The organism is Agrobacterium sp. SOY23 (assembly GCF_027212525.1).
GTDB classification, from domain to species: Bacteria; Pseudomonadota; Alphaproteobacteria; order Rhizobiales; family Rhizobiaceae; genus Agrobacterium; species Agrobacterium tumefaciens_I.
On the sequence record NZ_JAPWDT010000003.1, the window covers coordinates 154,162 to 177,237 of the forward strand.

Annotated in this window: 21 protein-coding genes; 15 read left to right on the plus strand and 6 right to left on the minus strand. The window is 60.1% G+C overall.

All coding sequences use genetic code 11. The features are described from left to right. Window positions 1–252 precede the first annotated feature (252 nt). The 3 genes from O3S81_RS09620 to O3S81_RS09630 all read left to right on the plus strand — a co-directional run bounded on the left by O3S81_RS09620 (window position 253) and on the right by O3S81_RS09630 (window position 4,136). Entirely contained in the window at window positions 253–1,860 is a 1,608-nt protein-coding gene (locus tag O3S81_RS09620) for an ABC transporter substrate-binding protein (RefSeq protein WP_269342693.1), read from the plus strand. Window positions 1,861–1,929: 69 nt separating this feature from the next. Continuing rightward, on the plus strand, window positions 1,930–2,961 hold the full coding sequence (locus O3S81_RS09625) for an ABC transporter substrate-binding protein (protein WP_269342694.1): 1,032 nt from the start codon (window positions 1,930–1,932) through the stop codon (window positions 2,959–2,961). Continuing rightward, window positions 2,958–4,136, plus strand: coding sequence for an acyl-CoA dehydrogenase family protein (locus tag O3S81_RS09630; RefSeq protein ID WP_269342695.1), 1,179 nt, complete (start codon window positions 2,958–2,960; stop codon window positions 4,134–4,136). Before O3S81_RS09625 ends, O3S81_RS09630 begins: the two co-directional genes overlap by 4 nt. Before the next feature lie 57 nt (window positions 4,137–4,193). On the opposite strand, the gene O3S81_RS09635 is transcribed toward O3S81_RS09630, so the two are convergent. Further along, the gene (locus tag O3S81_RS09635) at window positions 4,194–5,264 is read right to left on the minus strand and encodes an LLM class flavin-dependent oxidoreductase (protein ID WP_269342696.1); all 1,071 of its coding nucleotides are present in this window, start codon (window positions 5,262–5,264) and stop codon (window positions 4,194–4,196) included. A 386-nt stretch (window positions 5,265–5,650) separates the two neighbouring features. Between O3S81_RS09635 and O3S81_RS09640 the strand changes: the two genes are divergently transcribed. The 4 genes from O3S81_RS09640 (at window position 5,651) to O3S81_RS09655 (ending at window position 8,467) form a co-directional block, all read left to right on the plus strand. Next, window positions 5,651–6,268, plus strand: coding sequence for an alpha/beta hydrolase (locus O3S81_RS09640; RefSeq protein ID WP_269342698.1), 618 nt, complete (start codon window positions 5,651–5,653; stop codon window positions 6,266–6,268). Window positions 6,269–6,409: 141 nt separating this feature from the next. Beyond that, the gene (locus O3S81_RS09645; protein WP_269342700.1) at window positions 6,410–6,607 is read left to right on the plus strand and encodes a hypothetical protein; all 198 of its coding nucleotides are present in this window, start codon (window positions 6,410–6,412) and stop codon (window positions 6,605–6,607) included. Window positions 6,608–6,925: 318 nt separating this feature from the next. Further along, window positions 6,926–7,471 (plus strand): flavin reductase family protein, encoded by a 546-nt coding sequence (locus tag O3S81_RS09650; RefSeq protein WP_269342702.1) that lies wholly within the window; start codon window positions 6,926–6,928, stop codon window positions 7,469–7,471. Between the two features lie 51 nt (window positions 7,472–7,522). After that, window positions 7,523–8,467, plus strand: a complete 945-nt coding sequence (locus tag O3S81_RS09655; RefSeq protein ID WP_269342704.1) for an acyl-CoA dehydrogenase family protein — start codon at window positions 7,523–7,525, stop codon at window positions 8,465–8,467. Window positions 8,468–8,504: 37 nt separating this feature from the next. Here the strand turns inward: O3S81_RS09655 and O3S81_RS09660 are convergent, their stop codons facing one another. Continuing rightward, the gene (locus tag O3S81_RS09660; RefSeq protein WP_269342705.1) at window positions 8,505–8,954 is read right to left on the minus strand and encodes an RrF2 family transcriptional regulator; all 450 of its coding nucleotides are present in this window, start codon (window positions 8,952–8,954) and stop codon (window positions 8,505–8,507) included. A gap of 306 nt (window positions 8,955–9,260) precedes the next feature. Here O3S81_RS09660 and O3S81_RS09665 point away from each other — a divergent pair, with 306 nt between their 5' ends. From O3S81_RS09665 to O3S81_RS09695, 7 genes are all read left to right on the plus strand, one after another. After that, the gene (locus tag O3S81_RS09665; RefSeq protein WP_269342707.1) at window positions 9,261–10,262 is read left to right on the plus strand and encodes an LLM class flavin-dependent oxidoreductase; all 1,002 of its coding nucleotides are present in this window, start codon (window positions 9,261–9,263) and stop codon (window positions 10,260–10,262) included. Between the two features lie 23 nt (window positions 10,263–10,285). Continuing rightward, the gene (locus tag O3S81_RS09670) at window positions 10,286–11,626 is read left to right on the plus strand and encodes an LLM class flavin-dependent oxidoreductase (protein ID WP_269342709.1); all 1,341 of its coding nucleotides are present in this window, start codon (window positions 10,286–10,288) and stop codon (window positions 11,624–11,626) included. Window positions 11,627–11,709: 83 nt separating this feature from the next. Beyond that, a complete protein-coding gene (locus O3S81_RS09675; RefSeq protein WP_269342710.1) occupies window positions 11,710–12,897 on the plus strand; it encodes a M20 aminoacylase family protein in 1,188 nt (395 codons plus the stop codon). A 21-nt stretch (window positions 12,898–12,918) separates the two neighbouring features. After that, the gene (locus O3S81_RS09680; RefSeq protein ID WP_269342712.1) at window positions 12,919–13,464 is read left to right on the plus strand and encodes a GNAT family N-acetyltransferase; all 546 of its coding nucleotides are present in this window, start codon (window positions 12,919–12,921) and stop codon (window positions 13,462–13,464) included. 13 nt (window positions 13,465–13,477) lie between these two features. Next, window positions 13,478–15,289 (plus strand): amino acid ABC transporter permease/ATP-binding protein, encoded by a 1,812-nt coding sequence (locus O3S81_RS09685; protein WP_269342713.1) that lies wholly within the window; start codon window positions 13,478–13,480, stop codon window positions 15,287–15,289. Between the two features lie 22 nt (window positions 15,290–15,311). Further along, complete coding sequence (locus tag O3S81_RS09690; RefSeq protein ID WP_269342714.1) at window positions 15,312–16,250, plus strand: ABC transporter substrate-binding protein; 939 nt, start codon at window positions 15,312–15,314, stop codon at window positions 16,248–16,250. A gap of 124 nt (window positions 16,251–16,374) precedes the next feature. Further along, complete coding sequence (locus O3S81_RS09695; RefSeq protein WP_269342715.1) at window positions 16,375–17,310, plus strand: ABC transporter substrate-binding protein; 936 nt, start codon at window positions 16,375–16,377, stop codon at window positions 17,308–17,310. Between the two features lie 71 nt (window positions 17,311–17,381). On the opposite strand, the gene O3S81_RS09700 is transcribed toward O3S81_RS09695, so the two are convergent. Continuing rightward, window positions 17,382–18,707: an NAD(P)/FAD-dependent oxidoreductase gene (locus tag O3S81_RS09700; RefSeq protein ID WP_269342716.1), complete on the minus strand. Its 1,326-nt coding sequence runs from the start codon at window positions 18,705–18,707 to the stop codon at window positions 17,382–17,384. Between the two features lie 231 nt (window positions 18,708–18,938). Here O3S81_RS09700 and O3S81_RS09705 point away from each other — a divergent pair, with 231 nt between their 5' ends. Beyond that, complete coding sequence (locus O3S81_RS09705; protein WP_003506856.1) at window positions 18,939–19,415, plus strand: Lrp/AsnC family transcriptional regulator; 477 nt, start codon at window positions 18,939–18,941, stop codon at window positions 19,413–19,415. A gap of 191 nt (window positions 19,416–19,606) precedes the next feature. Here O3S81_RS09705 and O3S81_RS09710 read toward each other — a convergent pair whose 3' ends face one another. From O3S81_RS09710 to O3S81_RS09720, 3 genes are read right to left on the minus strand one after another with little or no spacing between them, the layout of a single operon-like run. Then, a complete protein-coding gene (locus O3S81_RS09710; RefSeq protein ID WP_269342718.1) occupies window positions 19,607–21,262 on the minus strand; it encodes an ABC transporter ATP-binding protein in 1,656 nt (551 codons plus the stop codon). After that, window positions 21,259–22,113 carry an ABC transporter permease gene (locus O3S81_RS09715; RefSeq protein ID WP_269342720.1) on the minus strand — a complete coding sequence of 285 codons (855 nt, stop codon included), beginning with the start codon at window positions 22,111–22,113 and terminating at the stop codon, window positions 21,259–21,261. Before O3S81_RS09715 ends, O3S81_RS09710 begins: the two co-directional genes overlap by 4 nt. Further along, window positions 22,113–23,063: an ABC transporter permease gene (locus tag O3S81_RS09720; protein WP_269342721.1), complete on the minus strand. Its 951-nt coding sequence runs from the start codon at window positions 23,061–23,063 to the stop codon at window positions 22,113–22,115. Before O3S81_RS09720 ends, O3S81_RS09715 begins: the two co-directional genes overlap by 1 nt. Between the last annotated feature and the right edge of the window lie 13 nt (window positions 23,064–23,076).

Genomic DNA, 23,076 nt, shown 5'->3' on the forward strand with positions numbered 1-23,076 from the left:
CGTGAAAACATAAATCCGCCGGTGAAGGCATGGACATTAGTTGACTAATTTTATGGAATTTGTCAAAGAGTAATAGAATTATTTTCTGAAATTTACCGAATTATGCGCCTTAAAGAAAAGATAATTCCTGACTTTGAGAATGATTGGTGCTTCATCCCAATCTCGCTCTCGTCTGCAGAACAAACTTCTTCCTAAGCGCAGCCATTCAGTTTCGCCGGTTCGTCGCCGGTTCAATCAAGGAGAGGGTATCGCATGACTATTTTCAACCAGACGACGCGGCGCGGATTTCTGCTGGCGTCGGTGGCGCTCGGCGTGGTGTCGTTGCCGGGGCTGAAGCTGCAGGCGGCGGAGCCTGCAAGCGGCGGCACGGCCACCCTGCTCATCTCATCGGAACCGCCGGTGCTGACGACGATCGCACATACGGCCTATAATTCCGTCTATATATCGCCAAAGGTCACCGAAGGTCTGTTGACCTATGATTTTGATCTCAATCCCAAGCCGCTTCTCGCCAAATCATGGGAAGTGAGCGCGGATGGCCTGCGTTATACCTTCAAGCTGCGACCCGGCGTAAAGTGGCATGACGGCAAGCCCTTCACATCCGCCGACGTGGCTTTTTCCATCAACACCATCAAGGAAGTGCATCCGCGCGGTCGCAATACATTCCTGAACCTTACCGCCGTCGAGACGCCGGATGAGCTGACGGCGGTACTGGTTCTTTCCAAGCCCGCGCCATACCTGATCACGGCACTTGCCGCCGCCGAAACGCCCATCGTGCCCAAACATCTCTATGAAGGCACGAAAGTGACCGAAAATCCGGTCAATCTCGCGCCCATCGGCACCGGCCCGTTCAGGTTCAAGGAGTGGGTGCGCGGCAGCCATATCGTTTTTGAGCGCAATGCCGATTATTGGGATGCGCCTCGCCCATATCTCGACAAGCTGATCGTCCGTTTTATTCCGGATGCGTCGGCCCGCGCGATTGCCATTGAAACCGGCGAGATCGATCTCGCGCCGAGCACGCCGGTTGCCTATAGCGATCTCGACCGTCTGAAGCAGCTGCCGAGCCTCGGCTTCGAGACCAACGGCTATCAATATACCAATTCAATCAGCCGCGTGGAGTTCAACCTCGAAAAGGATGTCTTCAAGGATGTGCGCGTCCGGCGTGCCTTCGCGCATGTGATTGACCGCAACGTCATCTTCAACACGGTCAATTTCGGTTATGGCGCGACGATCACCGGTCCGATCAATCCGAAGCTGACGAAATGGTTCGTGGATGATCTGAAGACCTATCCGATCGATCTGAAGGCTGCCGAAGCGCTGCTCGACGAGGCCGGATACAAGCGCGGTGCCGATGGCATCCGTTTCAAGCTCAATCTGGATTACGTGCCGAGCACGGAGGCCTATCCGCGCGGTGCGGATTATATCCGCCAGGCGCTGGCAAAGGTTGGTGTGGATGTGACGGTGCGCACGCAGGATTTCGCCACCTATACCAAACGCATCTACACGGATCGCGATTTCGATTTTGCCTATGAGGGCATGAGCAATCTCTTCGATCCGACTGTCGGCGTGCAGCGGCTTTACTGGTCGAAGAACTTCAAGAAGGGCGTGCCTTTCTCCAATGGTGCGGCTTACAGCAATCCGAAGGTGGATGCGCTTCTCGAAGCCGCCGCCATCGAGATCGATCCGGACAAGCGCGTGGCGCAATGGAAGGAAATCCAGCAGATCCTCGTTGAGGACGTGCCGGCCATCGACATCGTCGCGGCACCGGAGATCACCATCTTCAACAAGCGTATCGCCGATCACACCATCGGTGCCGAAGGTGTGGCGGGAAGCCTCGCCTTCGCGCATATCGCCGCGTCCTGATCGCCTCGCCAGACCCGGTTCGCCCTTTGCGGCGGGCCGGCCCCTTTCCCTTTCATCGAGGCCAAAGCCATGAGCACGACACTTTCTGAAATCTGGTACACGCGCTGCCCGGTGCCGACCCCCGTGGGGCTGGCGGCGCAGCTGGGTTATCTCGGCGAGACCTTCGAGGAGGTCGGCATATCGCTGAAATCCATCATCGATTCTCCGGATCGCTCGGTTCGCCAGAGCCATTTCAACCACACGCTGGAATGGTCCTTCCGCCATGGTGGCAATGTGCCGCCCATCCGTGCCCGCTCGGAAGGGCGCAGTACACGTCTTGTCGGTATTACCTGGACGGATGAATTTCAGGCGATCATCACCCTGCCGGAGACCGGTATCCGCTCGCTTGCCGATCTTGTTGGCCGTCGTTTCGGTGTGCCGCGCCGGCCGGAAGGCATCGTCGATTTCATGCGGGCGACGGCGCTGAAGGGCATCGTCTCCGCACTTTCGCTGGAAGGGCTGACGGTTAAGGATGTCGAGTTGACGGATATCGTCATCAAGGATTCGGTGCTGGCCTCGCAGGAGGGGCCGTCCCTTTTCGGCCTGAAGCGCCGGCAATCCTTCGGTGAGGAGATCATCGCGCTGCTGCGGGGCGAGGTCGATGCGATCTTCGTCAAGGGAACGGCGGGTATTGCCGCCGCCAATCTGATCGGTGCGGTGCAGGTGGTGGAATTCGGTTTTCACCCCGATCCGAAAATACGCATCAATTCCGGTTCGCCCCGGGTGCTGACGGTGGACGGACGGCTTGCCGATGAACGTCCCGATCTGGTGGAACGGCTGGTTGGCGCCATTGGCAAAGCCTCGCTCTGGGCGGAGCAGCATCCGGAAGAGACACGTCGTTTCATCGCGCGAGAGGCGGGCGCCACGGAAGAACAGGTTCTGGCCGCCAATGGGCCGGAGGTTCACCGCCACCTTGGCCTCGGCCTTGATGCGGACCTTGTGGCCGCTGTCGGCCATTACAAGGATTTCCTGCATCAATGGGGTTTCCTTGAAAACGACTTCGATCTCGCTGCGTGGATCGACGCCCGTTTCGTGACGGCAAGTGAGAGGGCGGTGGCATGAGTGGTGCTCTGTCTGCCGTTTCGCGCCCGCCGGGACAGCAATCCAGCCCCGTGGCCATAGCAACCGCGCTGGCCGAAGATTTTAGCCAGACGGCGGCCGAACATGACAAAAGCGGCGAATTCGCCGCCGGCAATTTCGAAGCGCTTTTCAGGTCGGGTCTGCTCGGCCTTGTGACGGCCGAGAAAGATGGCGGCTGGGGCGAGGGCATGGAAACGGCGCATGCCGTCATCGCGGCCATTGCCAAGGGCGATCCGTCCACCGCACTCATCCTTGCCATGCATTACAGCGTTCATGCCGCAATTCGGCGCGGCAAGTGGCCAGCCGCTCTTTCAGCAAAGGTGCTGGCCGCCAATAACAGGGAGCCGGCGCTTTTGAATAATGCGCAGGCGGAACCGGGTATCGGTTCACCCGCCCACGGCGGCCTGCCAGAAACGACGGCCCGGATCGAGGGCGATGTCTGGGTGGTCAATGGCCGCAAGAGTTTCGTCACCGGCCTGCCGGGGCTGAAATGGGCGATCGTGCTTGCCGTGACGACAGAAGAAACGCCACGCCTCATCCAGCTTCTGGTGCCGCTCGACGCGCCGGGCATCGGCCAGGAAAAGGCATGGGAGGCGACCGGCATGTACGCTACCGCGAGCCATGATCTTATCCTGGAGGAGGTGAGGGTACCGCTTGCCGACATCGTTGCCGAACAGCCGGCGGATGAGCCGCTGCGGCGTGATGAGGCCGATGGTTATAATTTCTTCGTGCTGCTGGCATCCGTTTATCACGGTGTGGCACTTTCGGCGCGGGATGATCTGCTGCGTCATCTGAATGGCCATGTTCCGGCAAGCCTCGGTGCGCCGCTCTCCTCCATTCCGCGTATCCAGGAGGGTCTCGGCCAGATCGAGGTGCTGCTGGCTGCAAACCGTCGTCTGCTTCTTTCCGTCGCCCGGGATATCGATGCGGGAGAGAGGGTGGGCACGGATGCGCTGGCCGTTCGCCATGTGGTGATCGACAATGCCGTGGCCGTGACCGATCTCGCGCTGGAACTCGGTGGCAATCGCGGTCTGCGGCGGGATTACAATCTCGAACGCCATCACCGTGATGCCATTACGGCAAGGGCGCATGCGCCGCAAAGCCACATGATCCGCACGATTCTCGGCCGCCAAAGCATCAAGGCGGCAGGCGGCTGATCGGTTAAAACGCCGGGCGGCCTTGTCTCGGCAAGAGCGCCCGGCATAGTCTCCTCATTAATCCCGCAGCAGCGGCAGCAGCCTGTCGCCCTGCCGCTCAATCTCCTTCAGATAGGGCGTGTCGGAAAGCACGAAATGGGTGATGCCAAGCGCGCGGTATTTGCGAAGCGACGCGGCGACATCCTCCGCCGAACCCACCAGCCATGTCGTTGCGGCACCGCCGCCGCCGAATTTGCCGGGCGCCGTGTAAAGGTTGTCGTCCAGCACATCGCTCTGGTGGTGCAAATCCAGCAGTCGCCGCTGGCCGACCGCCACGCCTTGCAGATGGTCGTTCCAGCGCACGCCGTTATTTGCAGCCATTTCGGCGACCTTCGCTTCGGCGTCGCGCCACGCCTCGGCCGTCGTCTCACGCACCAGCGTGGTAATCCGCAGGCCGAATTGCAGCGGCGGCAGGTCGCGGCCAAGCGTTTTGCTGAAATGCCTGAGCCTTTCTATCCTTTCGCGCACGCCAGCGAGCGGCTCTCCCCAGAACAATTGCACATCGGCCTCGGTTGCGGCGACCTGTTCGGCCGCTTCGGAGGCGCCGCCGAAATAAAGCCTGGGATGCGGCCGGTCGGCGCGTGCGTCGATACGAGGCAGGACGGTGGAATTTTTCACCCGGAAATGCTCGCCGTCAAAGGTGACATTTTCCTCCGTCCAGAGCCGGCGCACCAGCCGCATGAACTCTTTGGTGCGGGCATAACGCTGCGCCTGGTCACCTTCCTCGTCGCCATAGGCTGCAAGTTCGTCCCTGCCGGAGACAACATTGATCCTTACCCGCCCACCGGAAAGCTGATCGAGCGTGGCGGCGGCCGAGGCGAGGTTGGCCGGTTTCCAGTAACCGGGGCGGATGGCAATCAGCGGCTCGAATGTGGTGGTACGCGCCGCAAGGGCGGCCGCCACCGTAAAGGTGTCGGGCCGGCCCCAGCCGGTACCGATCAGCGCGCCCTTCCAGCCATGATTTTCCAGCGCCCTGGCGTGGCTGGTCAATGTATCGAGGCTGTTATGGTCGTCGCTGACGGCATCGCCGCGATGGCCGGCTTTGACGTCATTGGGAATATACCAGAGAAATTCACTCGTGCTGCTCACATCATCCGCCTGAATTGTCGGTTTGTCGCGCGGAGGAGGGGGCCGCCGTCGCAACGTCCGGTTTGGGAGGCGAAAACCTCCGATGGCAGGAGAATGGCAAAGCTGCGTCGTCGCGGCCAAGCAGCGGCGTTTCTTTTGGCGTACGACGGCGGAAAAGCTTTGCTCAGACGCGGCCTATATTGCACATATTTTCCATGTAAAAAATTGAGATAAAAGATTCCGTTTTTGGGACGATGCAAAAGCCTATGAGAACCCATTTTCTACGCTTCCAGCATTAGGTGGGTTGATTTTTCCGAAGGCTAGCAAAGGTGAGCAAGGCAATAGTCGACGGGAATCGCGTAATTCACCATTCTTGGTACACACCGCCCGCAAACTACGGAGTAGGCATGTGTACCACCTTGATTGTTCCCGGTCTGAACGGTTCGGATGAGGGGCATTGGCAGCGGCACTGGTTGCTGGATGATCCTCAGGCTCAGCTGGTCGATCAGGACAATTGGCAATGCCCGGTTCTCGAAGACTGGGTTGACCGTCTTGAGGTAGCGTTGGCCGCGGAGGAAAGCGCCTATATCGTTGCCCACAGCCTCGGTTGTCTGCTCGTGGCGAATATGGCGTCACGACCTTCGGCTGCCAAAATCAAGGGCGCGCTTCTGGTTGCCCCCGCCCATCTTGATCGCGTGGAGGCGATGCATCCCTGTATCGTCCGGTTCGGCGCGTTTCCGCAGCAACCGCTAGCATTTCCCAGTCTCGTCGTGGGCAGCATGAACGATCCCTATATGAACCCTGAAGAGCTGGCCCACACCGCCGCCAACTGGGGAAGCGACCTCGTCAATCTCGGCTCCGTCGGGCACATCAACATTGCCGCGGGCTTTGGCAGGTGGCCCGGCGGCTATGCGCTTTTCGACCGTCTGAAAGCGACGGCTGAAAAGACCACGACCGGATCGAGAGTGCACGGATTGTCCGCGATACATGGTGCGCATCTTCAGGGTGACGCTGGCGCGCTCTGAAACGGAATTTTTCCTGCCGCCGCATCCTTGGTCCACCTTTGCCCACGATGCATCAATTATAGAATAGTAATTTTATGGAAAATATTGACGATTTTTGTCGATCGCCGGAGGATAAGGGAGAGTTGAGCAAAGGAGGCGCACATGCCGCAGGGACTTCATGCGTTTACTTTCGATCTGTTCGGTTTGACCAGGCGTCAGCCCCGTGAAGAAGAACAGCTTCATCTTTATCCGCTGGATCATTCCGCGCGGATCAGGCCGGAGAAAAGCGATCTCGAGCTTGAACGCGAAGAGATTTGCGAAATGAACTTTGCGATGTTCGGCCTCTATCCGGTCTTCTGATGCCGGGTGGCAGGGGATTTCCGTTTCCCTGCGCCCAAGGCCGATAGGTGGAGATAAACACTCCTTGCCGCAGGGAAATTGGAACGAAATTTCTTAAATATGCGGTGGAATTGGTTAGGCTTTCATCGTCGGCATTCCGGTCAGTCGCACCTTCGGCCTGCGGCGTGGATGAGAACCAGGCCGGGTTCCAAAAGCAAGGTACAGGGCAATAAAACATTATTTCTATAGACTATCAGCATTATGAAAAACGATGCCTGTTTCACACCCCGCCGCCGCTGCTAGCTATTGAACAATTCAGCCGTTTTCAGGAGTGACCCGATGACATTGCAATATGCGGCCAAGGATCAACAATTCATCAATCTGCGCGATCCGGTTTCCGGCAAGGCGGCGGATGCCGACAGCCTGAAAGCGGCGCTCAGGACGCTGGGCGGCGGTGTCAGCGTAATCACGGCGGGCGAGGGGGACGAGCGCACCGGCGCGACGGTAACCTCGGCCACCGCCCTTTCAGTCGATCCGCCACGAATTCTGGTGGCGCTCAACCGTTCCTCGTCCACATGGCCGGTGGTGCAGCGTTTCGGTCATCTCGCCGTCAATATCATCGGCGCGAACCATCAGTTCGTTGCCAACCAGTTTGCCGGTATCGGTGGTCTGAAAGGCCCGGACAGGTATCGTGGAGCGGAATGGACGCGGCTGTCTAGCGGTGCGCCTATTCTTGAAGACGCCGTGGCGGCGATCGATTGCACTATCGAAGAGGCGATCGAGCGGCATAGCCATGTCATCGTCATCGGCAAGGTGGAGGCGATCCGTATCGGCTCCGGCCATTCGCTGCTCTATCAAAACGGTCGTTATCATTCGCTGGACTGAGCGTCGGTCGTTCCGGCGCTTTCACTTTGTCATTCTTTGAGGGAGTTGAGCATGGGATCCGTCACGCCTCTCGGCGAAAGACTTCGTTTCGTTCCTCCACGCCTCGGCGCGGATGTCGATGTATTGGCCGTTGCCCGGACGATCGCCGAAAAATGCGCCGTTGAAAGTGTCGGGCAAATCCATGCGCGCATTGCCCGCTCCGGTCTTCTCGCTCTCTCGGTTCCAACGGAACTGGGTGGGGCGGATATCACCAATGATGTTCTCTCACAGGCGCTTTCGATCATTTCCGCAGCCGATGCCGGGGCGGCAAATGATCTCGTCGAACATTTCACCGCGCTTGAATTCATCCGGAATGCGGGCAGCGAGGACCAGCGCAGGAGCCTTTTTGCCCGTCTCGATCTTGGCGAGACCTTCGCGCTGGCATCGCCCGGCGCGGGTCCGGACCATGCGGTTCTGGTGACGGATGACGACTACGCCCTGCGGCTCCCCGATGACGTAGCACGATCGGTCAGGGCCGATGCGGACTGGATCGTCGTGCCGGCCGTCAACACTGCGGGGCAACCCTTGCTTATCGTGCTGCGCAATCGCCCGAATACCTCATGGGAGGGCCTGTTGCGTGCCGATCAGGTGGTGTTCCTTGCCCAGGGCGCCGGAAATCTGGCTGCTTCCGTCTCCACCCTGTTGAAAGCTGCTGTGGCCCTTGGGCAGAAGCAGCGGGAGCTTTCAGCGCTTCTGATCGACAGGCTCGCCGATGAAGGCGCGACGCGGCCCGTCATAGGAGAAATATTCCTCACCATTGAACTGCTGAAGGCGCAAATCTCCAGCCTTGCGACCAATATCGATGCGGCGCAGGTGGGGTCGGAAAACGTCACCTTCCGTTCGGTTCGCAACAATGCCATCACGCTTGAAATCCTGATGGCGCGCCTTGGTCTCATCGAAGGCGTCAGCGAATCCGGGTTGATCGCATCATTGGGCGACGATCTGCGCCGGCAGTAAGCTTTGCGCCGCCCGGTAACATGGGCGGTGCGAAATCCTATTCGCCGGCCGGAATGAAGCGGGCGTCCTGCCCGCCCTTGGCCACGAATTGCGCGAGTGTCATATTGTCCAGAATGGTCGCGATGGCGTCGCGCACGTCGGTCATCGAAACCCTGACCTGACAGTTTTCTGGATCCTCGCAATCGTCGCAGGCTTCAAAAGCCGTGCGGCTTGCGCAGCGAATGGGGGCCAGAGGCCCATCGAGCGTGCGGATGACCTGTCCGATCATGATCTCGGACGGCATTTTCGAAAGCGAATAACCGCCATTCGGCCCCTTCTTGGAGCGCAATATGCCGCTGTTGCGCAGCTCCAGAAGGATAGTATCCAGGAATTTTTTCGGAATATTGTTGCGCTTGGCAATCTCCGTCACAAAGGCGGTCTCTCCCTGGGGCAGCTGCGCCAGATCGACAAGAGCCTTCAATCCGTATTTGCCTTTTTTGGTCAACATCGCCTGATCCGAAAAAAAGAGTCGGCAGGTTTACACTGCCGGATGATGGTGTTTTCAACTTACTAAGTAGTTTTTACCGAATTCCAACGCAAGCCCGTTTCGTGCCGGTTGCGCGCCGAGAACGGTTTCGATCCGGTTATTTCCGGCTTGTATGTCTCCATTGTGGATTGCTTTACCCGCCACACCCTCTGAAAGCGGGAGGGAAAACAATATTTTCTCTCATCGCCTCGCAACGTGGAACGAACGTTCTTTATTAGAATATAAAATCAGTAGACAAAGTATGCATTAAAGACACGCGAGGTGACGATGTATACGCTCAGTTTGCTGGATAAGAGCCCGGTGCCGGCGGGTGAGGATGCGGCGAGCGCATTCCGCGACACGATCAATCTTGCCAGACGCGCCGAAGAACTGGGTTACCACCGCTTCTGGGTGGCTGAACATCACAATTCGCCGGAGCTTGCCAGTTCCGCGCCAGAGGCGCTGGTGGCATGGATTCTGGCGAAGACCTCCCGTATCCGTGTCGGCTCGGGCGGTGTCATGCTGCAGCATTATAGCCCCTACAAGGTTGCCGAGGTTTTTAACGTCCTTGCCTCGCTGGCACCCGGTCGGGTCGATCTTGGTATCGGCAAGACGCCGGGTGGGTTGCCGCTGGCAACTTCGGCCTTGCAGCAGGCCTATGATCCCGCCCGCAAGCCGGATTTCGAAACGGCCTTCGGTGAGCTCACGACATTCCTCGCCGGCGCCGCGCCGCAGGGCCATGCCCAGCCCGGCTTGCAGGCAACGCCCGCGCCGCCGGTTGCGGCGGAGAGATTTCTGCTCGGTGCGAGCCCGCAAAGCGCAAGGCTTGCGGCTTCGAGAGGGTGGAATTTCGTTTTTGCCGGCCACCTTAATGGTGACCCGGAGGTTCTTCGCCTCAGCCTGTCGGCTTTTCGCGAAGAAAGTGGCGGAAACGCCCCGATCCTCGCTTTGTCCGCCTTCGCAGCCAGCGATCCGGATCACGCGGCAAGAGAGGTCGAGGGCCAGCGCATCTACCGGGTATTTCTGAGCGATGGCAGGGCCTTCAATCTCGGTCGCCGGGAGCAGGCGGAAGAATTCGCCCGCCAGTCCGGCGACAGCGATTATCGCATCGAGGAGCGCAAGCCCAATGTCCTGCATGGCGGGCCGGAGGATATTCACCGGGCGCTGCGCGCGCTTTCGGAAGAACATGGCATTGAGGAATTCATCATCGAACCGCCGCATGTCGGCGCCGATCAGCGGCTTGCCTCTATCGAACTCTTGGCCACGCATCGCCTGTCCCGGGCGGCGTGATTTTGTCCTCAGGAGAAAATGACATGACGAGAAAGAAAATCCGTTTCGGAATCATGCTTCAGGGCCCTGGTGGGCACATGAACGCCTGGCGGCACCCCAAGAGCCCGGTGGATGCCAGCGTCAATTTCGACTTCTTCAAGAAGACCGCGCTGAAGGCCGAAGCGGCCGGCATCGCCTTCGCTTTCGTGGCGGACGGGCTCTATATCAACGACAAATCCATTCCGCATTTCCTCAACCGCTTCGAGCCGCTGACCATCCTCTCCGCGCTCGCTGCCGTCACCTCGAAGATCGGCCTCGCGGGTACAGTTTCCACTTCCTATAGCGATCCCTTCACGATTGCCCGCCAGTTCGCCTCGCTCGACCTTCTGAGCGGCGGCCGGGCCGGATGGAATGCGGTGACGACGCCGCTTGAAGGCACGGCGAAAAACTACAGCCGCAACCACCCCGAACATGCGCTGCGTTACGAAATCGCCGACGAATATCTCGAAGTCATCAAGGGGCTGTGGGATAGCTGGGACGACGACGCCTTCGTGCGCAACCGCGAGACGGGGCAATTTTTCGACCGCGCCAAACTCCACACGCTCGGCCACAAGGGCCGTTTCTTCCAGGTGGAAGGCCCGCTCAACATCCAGCGTTCGCAGCAGGGGCAGCCGGTGGTGTTCCAGGCCGGTTCCTCCGATGCCGGCATCGGCCTTGCGGGCAAACATGCGGATGCCGTCTTCACCAATTCCGCCTCGCTGGAGGAAAATCAGACCTTCCTGAAGCGGGTGAAGCAGAGCGCCGTCGCGCAGGGCAGATCCGCGAGTGACGTGAAGATTTTCCCCGGCATTGGCCCGATTGTCGGCGAAACGCAGGAGGAGGCGGAGGCGAAATACGACGTCATCCGCAACCTCATTACCATCGAGGATGCGCTCGCCTATCTCGGCCGCTTCTTCGATCATCACGATTTCAGCGTCTATCCGCTGGATGAGCCGTTCCCCGAGCTCGGCGAGATCGGCAAGAACAGTTTCCGCTCGACGACAGACCGCATCAAGCGGCGGGCGAAGGAAAAGAACCAGACGCTCAGGGAAGCGGCACTGGAGGCCGCAACGCCGCGCGAAGGTTTCATCGGTACGCCGGACAAGGTGGCGGACGAAATCATCCGCTGGGTGGAACATGATGCGGCTGATGGCTTCATTCTCGGTTTCCCGGTCATTGCCGAGGGGCTGGATGATTTCATCCGCCTCGTCATCCCGGTGCTGCAACGGCGCGGTTATTTCGATCCGCATCTGGAAGGCGCGACGCTGCGCGATCATCTTGGCCTGCCTTTCAAGGAAAGTGTCTATTCCGGCGGCGAATCCAGCGCGGACAAAGCCATCGCATAAGGTCGTGGCCGGGCGGCGGTGATCGCGGCCCGGCGCAGATTTCAAGACGCGGCGCGAAAAGGCGCTGCGCAGGAGACAGAACCATGAATATCCGCATTGACGGCGCGCGTCCGCAGGACGACGCCGAACGGGGAATCCTTGCCTTCATCGAGGAAAGCATCGCGATCCGGCACGATCTTCACCGGCATCCGGAGCTTTCACTCAAGGAGACGCGCACGGCGGCGCTCATCGCCCGTTATCTCCTGTCTTTTGGATATGAGGTGACGGAGGGGGTCGGCGGCCATGGCGTTGTCGCCACGCTGAAACGTGGCCATGGTGAAAAACGTCTCGGTATCCGCGCCGATATCGACGCGCTGCCGATCCATGAAGAGACCGGCCTTGCCTATGCCAGCGAAACACCGGGCGTCATGCATGCCTGCGGTCACGATGGCCACACGGTGATCCTGCTCGCTGCCGCCCGTTATCTTGCCGAAACTTCGAATTTTTCCGGCACGCTGACGCTGATCTTCCAGCCCGCCGAGGAAATCGGTGCCGGTGCGAGGGCGATGATAAAGGACCGGCTGTTCGAGCGCTTTCCCGTCGATGCCGTCTTCGGCCTGCACAATTGGCCGGGTGTCGAAACCGGCCAGTTCGGCTTTGTCGAAGGCCCGGCCATGGCATCGGTCGACAAGGCGCAGGTGCGGATCGTCGGCAAGGGCGGCCACGGCGCCGCACCACATGAGACGGTCGATCCGGTTCTCGCCTCGGCGAGCTTCGTTACCGCGCTTCAAAGCATCGTCTCGCGCAATGTCGATCCGCGTGAGATGGCGGTGCTGACGGTCGGTTCCATCCATGGGGGAACCGCCTCCAACGTCATTCCCGAAAGCGTGGAGCTGCAAATTACCGCGCGTGCCTTTTCACCTGCCGTGCGCGACAGGCTGGAGGAGCGGCTTCCGGCCCTTGCCAGAGCACAGGCGGAAAGTTTTGGTGCAACGGCGGATGTCTCCTATTCGCGTGGTTTCCCGCCGGTCATCAATCACGCCCAGCAAACGGCTTTCGCCCGCGATGTCGCCAGACGGCATTTTCCTGCTGCACAGATCGCCGACGCCTTTCAGCCTCGGACGGCGAGCGAGGATTTTGCCTTCATGCTGCAGGAGCGGCCCGGTTCCTATCTCTTTGTCGGCAATGGCGAAAGCGCGCCGCTGCACAGCCCCCACTATGATTTCAACGACGCGATCATCGCACCGGCAGCACGCTTCTGGGTGCGCCTGGCCGAAGCCTACCTCTCCTGACGCAAAATTGAGGACAAGGACATGAGCGACAGTTTTCTCTACACATCGGTCACGGATCCGCTCGCAACCCCGCTTCTGGACGAGTTGCTGTTCGAATATGACAGCCGTTACGGCACCTTTTTCAACGCGGAAGGGGCGCGAGCCGAGCTGAACAAATATCCGCCGGAGGCCTTCAGTCCGCCTTCGGGCAATTTCCTGCTGCTCCTGCGGGACGGCAAGCCGATCGCCGGCGGTGCCTTCATGCGCTACGACGATGAGACCGCCGAGTTCAAGCGGGTCTGGACCCATTCCGCTCATCGCCGGCAGGGGCTTGCAAAACGCGTGCTGCGCGAACTGGAAGAGCAGGCGGTCCGGCAGGGTTATGCCCGCGTCTATCTGACCACGGGTTTCCGCCAGCCGGAGGCGGTCGGTCTTTATCTCACCAATGGTTACCGCGCGCTCTTCGATACGGCGGCCGACCCCGAGACGATCAAGTCTCTGCCCTTCGAAAAATGGCTTTCCGATACGGTTCTGGACGGAGCGTCGATACCGGCTGCCCGGTCACAACCTTCCCCGGCCCACCCCTGAAAGGCCCGTTCCAATGACAATAGCCTCTGATTTTCCGCATGTTGCATTGAACGAACCGAAGGCCGCTCCGGTTGAGAGCGGGCTGGCCAAAGGCGGTTATTCCCATTTCCGCATCGTCCCGGCCCGGTATCCGCTGCGGACGGTGGGCACGGTTTTCTCCGTTCTCATCATCGCCGCCGTCCTGCATTCGGTTTTCGGCAATCCGCGCTGGGGCTGGGACGTGTTTGCCGAATGGTTCTTCGCCGAACCCGTGCTGGTCGGCCTTGGCCGGACGCTGCTGCTCACCGCGCTTGGCGCCCTTTTTGGTTTCGTGCTGGGAACGCTGCTGGCGCTTGCCCGCGTTTCCCGCTCGCCATTGCTGGTTGCCGTCTCCTGGACCTATATCTGGATTTTCCGGTCTATCCCGCTGATCGTGCTTCTGCTGATCCTCAACAATCTCGGTTATCTCTATGAGACCGTAACGATCGGCGTGCCCTATACCGGCATCAATTTCTTCAGCTGGAATACCACGCAGCTGATGACGCCTTTTGCGGCTGCCGTTCTGGGGCTGACGCTCAATCAGGCCGCCTTTGCATCCGAGATCGTGCGTGGTGGTATTCTCTCGGTCGATCAGGGCCAGCTTGAGGCGGCTGCCGCACTCGGCCTGCCACGCCGGCGACAGGCTTCCCGCATTGTTCTGCCGCAGGCGATGCGCTCCATTCTGCCGACGGCCTTCAACGATATCATCGGCCTCGCCAAGGGCACGTCGCAGGTCTATATCCTCGCGCTGCCGGAACTGTTCTACACGATCCAGATCATCTATCGCCGCAATCTGGAAGTGATCCCGCTCCTGATGGTCGCGACCGTCTGGTACCTGGTGATCCTGACCGCGCTTTCCATCGTCCAGCATCATATCGAACGACATTTCTCGCGTGGTGCGCTGCGCAATCCGCCACCCTCGCTGTTTGTCACGATCTTCCGCACCTTCCTGCCGCGCAAATCCGCGCCTGAGGCGGTGGAAACGGTCACTGCCAAGCCCGAGCGTACGACACCGGCTCCCGCCGCGAGCTTCCAGCTCGGCAATCGCGGCGGTTCGGTCAATATCCACGGGGTTTCGAAATCCTTCGGATCGCTGAAGGTGCTTGACGATATCAGCCTCTCCATTCCGGCAGGCAGCGTCACCACCATTCTCGGCCAGTCCGGCTCCGGCAAGTCGACATTGCTGCGCTCCATCAACCATCTGGAACGCGTGGATGATGGTTTCATCGCCATCGATGGCGAGTTGGTCGGTTATCGCCAGAAGGGCGACACACTCTACGAATTGAAGGAGCGCGAAATCCTCAAGCGCCGCGCCGAAGTTGGCATGGTGTTCCAGAGCTTCAATCTCTTCCCGCATCTGACCGCACTTGAAAACGTCATGGAAGCGCCGGTCGCGGTTCGCGGCATCTCGAAAGAACAGGCCGAGGCCGAGGCGCGTGATCTTCTGGCCCGTGTTGGCCTTGCCGACAAGGCCGGGGCCTATCCCCGCCAGCTTTCCGGTGGGCAGCAGCAGCGCGTGGCGATTGCCCGGGCCTTGGCGCTCCGGCCGAAGGTGCTGCTCTTCGACGAACCGACATCGGCGCTCGACCCTGAGCTGGTCAACGAGGTGCTGGATGTCATCAAGGAACTGTCTCGCTCCGGCGTCACCCTCATCATCGTCACCCATGAAATCGGTTTTGCCCGCGAAGTCTCCGACAGCGTCGTCTTCATGGAGCAGGGCCGCGTTCTCGAAACGGGCACGCCGGAAAAGCTGTTCAACAGTCCGGATCATCCCCGCACCGCCGAATTCCTCGCAAAAGTTCTCTAATCAAAAACAAGGAAACACTCACATGGCATTTTCATCGAAATTATTATCCCTGCTCGCGGCTGGTCTTTTCACCGCCACCGCCTCCCTTGTCCCGGCCGCGCATGCGCAGGAGGTGGACCTGTCGCCGGAGCAGAAGGGCCGGGTGCGCGCCGAAAAGGTGGAAGAGGCGATCAAGCTTCTGCCCGCAGGTCATAAATTCATCGCCAATGGAAAGCTGACGGTTGCGACCGTGCCGTTCCGCCTGCCGCTGGTGGATTATGCGAGCGATACCAAAACACCGATCGGCGTTGAGCCGGATATTGCCCAGCTGGTCGCCGACAGCCTTGGGCTGGAGCTGCAGCTGGTTCCGATCGCCTGGGCCGACTGGCCGCTTGGTCTCTCTTCCGGCAAATATGATGCCGTTACCTCCAACATCACCGTTACGGAAGAGCGCAAGCAGAAATTCGATTTTTCCAGCTATCGCAACGACCTGCTCGGTTTTTATGTGGGCAATAACAGCAAGGTCACATCAATCGGCAAGCCCGAGGACGTCGCCGGGCTGAAGGTCATCGTCGGCGCCGCCACCAATCAGGAGCAGATCCTCTTGAAATGGATCAAGGAGAACAAGGCGAAGGGACTGGCCGATACCGATGTGCAATATTACGACGATCAGGCCGTGCTTGACGTCGCCCTGCAATCCGGCCGTGCGGACGCCTATCTCGGTCCCAACGCCACTTCGGCCTTCCAGGCGGCAAGCCAGAAGAAGACAAGGCTTGTCGGCACCTTCTCGGGCGGCTGGCCGGAAGCGGCGGAAATCGCCGTCGCCTCGAAAAAAGACGCCGGCATTGCCGAAGCCATCACGGCGGCACTGAACGCGCAGATCAAGAATGGTAATTACGGCAAGGTTCTTGCCCGCTGGAACCTCGGCTCGGAAGCCATCACGGAATCCCGCACCAACCCGCCCGGCCTGCCGAAGAGCTGAGCGCGAAGCCCAAAAGCTGAACTGTCAAATGCTGAGTTGAAGGTGGACATCACTCAGCCGGTAGCGCGGGCATCCTCCCGCCCGCGCTACCCTCTGTCCCGCAATCCTAATCGGGAAGCACACAATGACCTTCATCTCTCGTTTCGCCACGGTCACGCTCGGCGCTTTTCTTTCGGTTGCCGGTTTCGACTCGGCTTCCGCCAGTGATGTCTTCGATCTGTCGCCGGATCAGCCCGGCCGCATCAGGGTTGAAAAGGACCCCGGCGCGATTGCCGCCGTACCGAAGGATTTCAAATTCGTCACGCCGGGCAAATTCACCGTCGCGGTTTCCCCGGGAGGGCCGCCACTGGCCACTTATGCAACAGACGCCAAGACGGTGGTGGGTGCCGATCCTGAATATGCGCTTGCGGTAGCAGACAGCCTTGGCCTTGAGCTCGAGCTGGTGGCGGTTGCCTGGGCGGACTGGCCGCTTGGCCTTGCTTCGGGAAAATACGATGCCGTCATCTCCAATGTCGGCGTGACCGAGCAGCGCAAGGAGAAGTTCGATTTCTCCACCTATCGCCAGGGCCTGCACGGCTTTTTCGTCAAGTCAGACAGCGGCATCACCGCCATCAAGGAGCCGAAGGACGCCGCAGGTCTGAGGATCATCGTCGGCGCGGGCACCAATCAGGAGCGTATTCTGCTGAAATGGAGCGACGAGAATGTCGCCGCCGGATTGAAGCCGATCGAGCTGCAATATTACGACGACGAGGCCACCCGGCTTGTGGCGCTTTCGGCAGGACGGGCAGATGTCATCGTCCAGCCGCATGCGCAGCTGGTTTTCATCGCCGCGCGTGACAAGACCATCAAGCGTGTGGGAACCCTCTCCGCCGGCTGGCCGGAGCGCTCCGATGTCGCCATCACCACGCGCAAGGGGTCGGGCCTCGCCGATGCGCTGACGCTTGCGACCAATGATCTGATCAAGAGCGGTGCCTACGCGAAAATTCTGAATCGCTGGCAGCTTTCGGAAGAGGCCCTGCCAGAATCACGCACCAACCCGCCCGGTCTGCCGAAAAGCTGATTGCCCGAGTAAATGCGGTGGACGGCAATCTCCGCGGGTTCCGGCCTGCGGATATTGTTTCGTCGGCAGCCTTAGAAATCCGCGACTTTGCCCCAGGCCGAGCCCTGGAAACGGCTGGGATGATAGGGAGCAGGGTCGACGATCGGGTTTGAACCCGTCACGATATCGGCGATCAGATGGCCGGCACCGGGCCCGATGCCGAAACCATGGCCGCTGAAACCGGCGGCGAGGATGAAGCCCGGCAATTCGCTGGTTTCGCCGATGGCAGGCACCCCATCCGGCGTGCTGTCGATGAAACCGGCCCAGGTGGCGGCAATCCGCGTTTTGTTTAGCGCCGGCAGAAGTTCCAGCGCCCTTTTGTGGGTTTCCTGGATGGCAGCGGCATTGGGTTTCGGATCGAGAATACGCACCCGCTCCATCGGCGTCGGCGCATCGAGCCGCCAGCGCTTAAGTGTTTCATGGCCGCCGCGAATGCCCTCCAGCCCGCCCGGCCGCAGGCTGCGCCAGCGCTTCAGGAACATCGGAACGAATTCGCGGGAGAACCGCATCTGCTGCGCCGTCGGATCAATGCGCCCCAGCCCGCTGATGGCAAGCGTGTAGCCGCCATTGTGCCGCTTCGTTACCGAAACAGCGGCGGTGTGCAGCGCATCCGGCAGGCCTTCCGCGCCCGGCGTGACGGCCAGAATGGAAGAGCGAACCGAGGCCTGCGGAAAACGAATGCCGAGTTGGCGGCAGAAGGAGGAGGCCCAGGCCCCACCGGACATGATGGCGGTTTTGGTGCGGATGGTGCCTTTTTCGGTGACGACGGCGCTGACGCGACCGCCCTCCGTTTCCAGTCCCCGTGCGGCGCAGTTCTGATGCACGGTGCCACCCAGTTTGATGATGGCGCGCGCAACGGCGGGTGCCGCCATGGAAGGATCTGCCGTGCCGTCCGTGGGTGAAAAGACACCGCCCTTCCAGCGTTTTCCGGTGGCGCGGCCGCGTTCGCTGGCCTCGTTGGCGCTCAGCATATGGGTCGTCACGCCGGCCGTGATGGCAAAATCGCGCCAGCGCGCCCAGCCGGCAAGTTCCGCCTCATTGTCGCTCAGGTAAAACAGCCCACAGCGGCGAAAACCGGTGTCTTCGCCGCTCTCGGCGGCAAATTGTTCCCAGAGTGCCAGGCTCTGGGTCGAAATCGGCAATTCGCGGGCATCGCGGTTCTGCTGGCGGCACCAGCCCCAGTTGCGGCTGGATTGCTCCGCCCCGATCAGGCCTTTTTCGACCAGCGCCACTTTCAGGCCGCGCCGGGCGAGGTAATAGGCCGCGAAAACACCGACAATGCCGCCGCCGATAATGACGGCGTCCGCGGATTTCGGCAGTTCCGGCGATGTCGTGATCTGTTGCAGCGGGGCGGGCATGGTCGGACTCCTTATATTCGTCCTAATTTACCTCAGCCGACGTGTAAACGCTGCCAGACTGGGCCCGTTGCCGGAATCTCCTGCTGTTCGGCGATGCTTCTGCAACTCTTTATGCTGCATCAAAAAAATATCCCCACGTCGACAGGGCTCGCCCATGTGATAAGATTTCCGTTAACGCGCCAGAATTTTATGCTGCGCTTTACAAAAAACAAAAAAGGGGTTCCGCACATGATGAAACTTGACCGGATCGACATCAAGATCCTGTACGAACTGCAGAAAAACGGTCGTATCACCAATGTCGAACTGGCGGAGCTCGTCAACCTGTCGCCCAGCCCCTGCCTGATGCGGGTGAAGAAGCTGCAGGCCGAAGGTTATATCGAAGGTTATTCGGCGCAGATCAACATCAACAAGCTCGGCCAGACGCTGACGGTCTTCACGGAGATCACGCTCAAGAATCACCGCCAGATCGATTTCGCCCGTTTCCTTGGCGTTGTCGAAAAGATCGACCAGGTGGTGGAATGCCACCTCGTTTCCGGCGGTTATGATTATCTGCTGAAATTCGTCACCTCAGGCATCGTCGAATATCAGTCGATCATGGAGCGGCTGACGGATATGGATGTCGGCATCGACAAATATTTCAGCTTCGTGGTGCTGAAATCGCCGATCATCAAATCGCATATGCCACTGACCAGCCTGTTTCCGCTTTGAGGCGGAGGAGGGGCCTCGGCCGTCCGCAGAACCGATGGGTTTGGCAGGGTTGTTGCATCCCCACTCCGTCACCCCGGACCTGATCCGGGGTCCAGCGCGATCAAGTCTTTGATCGAAAAATCGTCTTTCCACGGCACAGACGCGCCGTGGCTGGATGCCGGCTCAAGGCCGGCATGACGAAGGAGAGTTTCTCACCGCTTAGAAAACGCCCGCACCAGCTCTGCATCCTGCTGAAGATTGTCGAGCCATGTCGGGTCGAGTTTCGGCACCGAGGAGAAGAGCAGTTTCGAATAGGGATGGGTGGGCGATTTGATCGCTTCCGTTTCCAGATGCTCCACCTTCTGCCCACCATACATCACAACGATTTCGTCGCAGATGGTCTCCACCACCGAAAGATCGTGGCTGATGAAGATATAGGACAAGCCAAGCTCACGCTGGAGTTCTCCCAGAAGATCGATGATCGCGGCCGCGACCACGGTATCGAGGGCCGAGGTGATTTCATCGCAGATGATGAGCGACGGTTCGGCCGCGAGCGCCCGGGCGAAATTGACGCGCTGTTTCTGGCCGCCCGAAAGGCCGGAGGGGTGGCGATGGCGCACCGAGCGCGGCAGCTTCACCATATCGAGAAGCTGGTCGATCCGTGCGTCGCGGGCCTTGCCCTTCATGCCATGATAAAAGGTCAGCGGCCGGCCGAGAATATCCTCGATGGGTTTTGACGGGTTGAGTGCCGTATCCGCATATTGGAAAACGATCTGCATGCGGCGCAGCTGGTCGCTGGTCCGGCGCCGGGCATCGGCATCCAGTTGCTTGCCTTCGAAGACGACATGGCCGCTTGCCGCCGGCAGGATACCGGCAATCGCGCGCGCCAGCGTCGATTTCCCGCAGCCGGATTCGCCAATAATGCCGAGATTGCGGCCGGGGTAGACCGACAGGCTGACGGTATCCACCGCGCGCACCAGCGGCATCCGGTCCTCGCCTTTGGTTCCATAACCGGCGATGAGCTTGTCGATGTTCAGCAGCGGTGTGGCCTGCTCCTGTTTAGCCGGGGCGATGACGCGCGCCTTATCGTGAAAGGCTGTCAGCAGTTCCTTTGTATAAGGATGCTGCGCATTTTCGAGAATATCCTTTGTGGTGCCGGTTTCCTGCACCTCGCCGCCTTTCAGCACGACGATCCGGTCGGCGATCTGGGCGACGACGGCGAGGTCGTGCGATACGTAGACGCCGCCGATGCCGCCCTTGCGCATGGCCGATTTGAAGGCGCGCAGAACCTCGATCTGGGTCGTCACATCAAGGGCGGTGGTCGGTTCGTCGAAGATTACCAGCTTCGGATCGCCAATCAGCGCCATGGCGGCGGAAAGGCGCTGCAACTGGCCGCCGGAGACCTGGTGCGGGTAACGCTCGCCGATGGTCTCCGGGTTTGGCAGTGACAGGGCCTTGAAAAGTTCCACCGCCCGGGCGCGCGCTTCCTGCGGCGGCATCAAATGGTGGATGCGTGTGACTTCGATGACCTGATCGATGATCTTCTGCGCCGGGTTGAAGGCGGCGGCGGCACTTTGCGGCACATAGGTCACTTTCGTGCCGCGCACCCTGGCACGCTCGGCTTCCGAAAGCTGCACCATGTCGCGGCCCGCGACTTTTACGCTGCCGCCGGAAATGCGGCAGCCAGGCCGGGCATAACCCATCAGCGTCAGCGCGATGGTGGTCTTGCCGGAGCCGCTTTCGCCGATCAGCGCGACGATTTCGCCATCGGCGATGTCGATGTCGACGCCCTTGATGATATCGATGCGGCGGCCGGAATCGGTGGTCGCTTCGACCTTCAGTCCGCGAATTTCAACGAGATTGCTCATGCTTCGCTCCTGTCGCGGATTTTCTGCGGCAGATTGTCGATCAGCAGGTTGACGCTGATCGTCAGGCTGGCAATGGCCAGCGACGGGAAGATAACGGCCGGTGCCGCAAACGGCAGGCCGCCGATATTTTCACGCACCAGCGCACCCCAGTCCGCATTTGGCGGCTGCAGGCCGAGGCCGAGGAAGGAGAGGCCCGACAAAAGCAGCACGATGAAAACGAAACGCACGCCAAGATCGGCAAGCACCGGACGGATGATGTTCGGCAGGATTTCCGAGCCGATGAGGTAGAGCAGGCTTTCGCCGCGCACACGGGCGACGGTGACGAAATCCATGGTGTTGACATTCACCGCCAGCGCCCGGGCGAAACGATAGGCACCCGGCGTATAGATGACCGAAAGCGTGATGATCAGCACCGGAATGGACGAACCGACGGCGGCGACGACCACGAGGCCGAACAGCTTGCTTGGAATGGAATTCACCGCATCCAGAAACCGGCTGAGGGCGGCATCGAACCAGCCGCCGATGACGGCCGCGCACATGCCGAGCACAACGCCGGACACACAGGCGATGGTGACGGCCGCCAGCGAAATGCCGACCGTGAAGCGTGCCCCCATCAAGATGCGGGAGAAGACGTCACGGCCGAGATAATCGGAACCAAGCCAGAGATCGGAGGTCATCGGCCCGAAATAATCGAAATCGACGATTTCACCCACCGGATGCGGAATGAGATAGGGCGCGAAAATCGCAACCATCGCCCAGAGAAAAATGACGAGAAAGCCGAAAACGCCGACTGCGTTGATCTTGTAACCCAAACGCGAAGTTCCCTGATATGTCTTGATATGATCGGTCATCAGCGCAGCCTCGGATTGGACATGATGGCGATGATATCCGCTGTGGTGATGAGGAGGAGATAACCGACGCAGAAGATCATCGCGCAGGTCTGGATCAGCGGCAGGTCGCGGGTCGCGACGCCATCGACCATCAGCTTGGCGATACCGGGATAATTGAAGATCGTCTCGACGATGATGACGCCGCCGACAAGGTAAGAAAGCGACAGTGCCACCGCATTGACGATGGGGCCGAGCGCATTGGGCAGCGCATGGCGCAGCACGATGCGCATGCGCGGCGCGCCCTTCAAGAGCGCCATTTCCACATAGGGCGTATCGAGCGTTTCGATCACGGCGGCGCGGCTCATGCGGATCATCTGCGCCGAGACGACGAAGGTGAGTGTGATGACCGGCATGGCGTAGACGCGGAGCACATCGAAGACCGAGTGAATCTCGCTGACCAGCGACAGCGCCGGCAGCCATTTCAGGTAAACGGCGAAAAGCAGGACAGCGAGTGTGGCGATCATGAATTCCGGCACCGAGATGACGCCGATGGTCAGGATGGTGACGGCCCGGTCATACAACGTTCCGCGCAGCATGGCGGAACTGATGCCGAGTGTGAGTGCCAGCGGCACGGCAATGATGGTGGTGATGCCGGCCAGTTTCATGGAGTTGACGAAACGCGGACCGATAAGATCGGCAATCGCCATGTTGTTGGCATAGGAGGTGCCGAGCTCGCCGTGCAGCAGGCCGAAGAGCCAGCGCACGAAGCGCAGAAGGGCGGGGTCATCCAGATGCATGGCGGTGCGCAGGCCGGCCACGGCCTCCGGTGTCGCCGCCTGGCCGAGAAGGATCGTCGCCGTGTCGCCCGGCAGCAGGCTGGTGGCGGAAAAGACGATGAACGACACGATCAGCAGCGTCGTCAGCATGACGACCAGCCGCCTGGCGATAAGGGACAATATACGGCTGTTCATTCACATGCTCCTG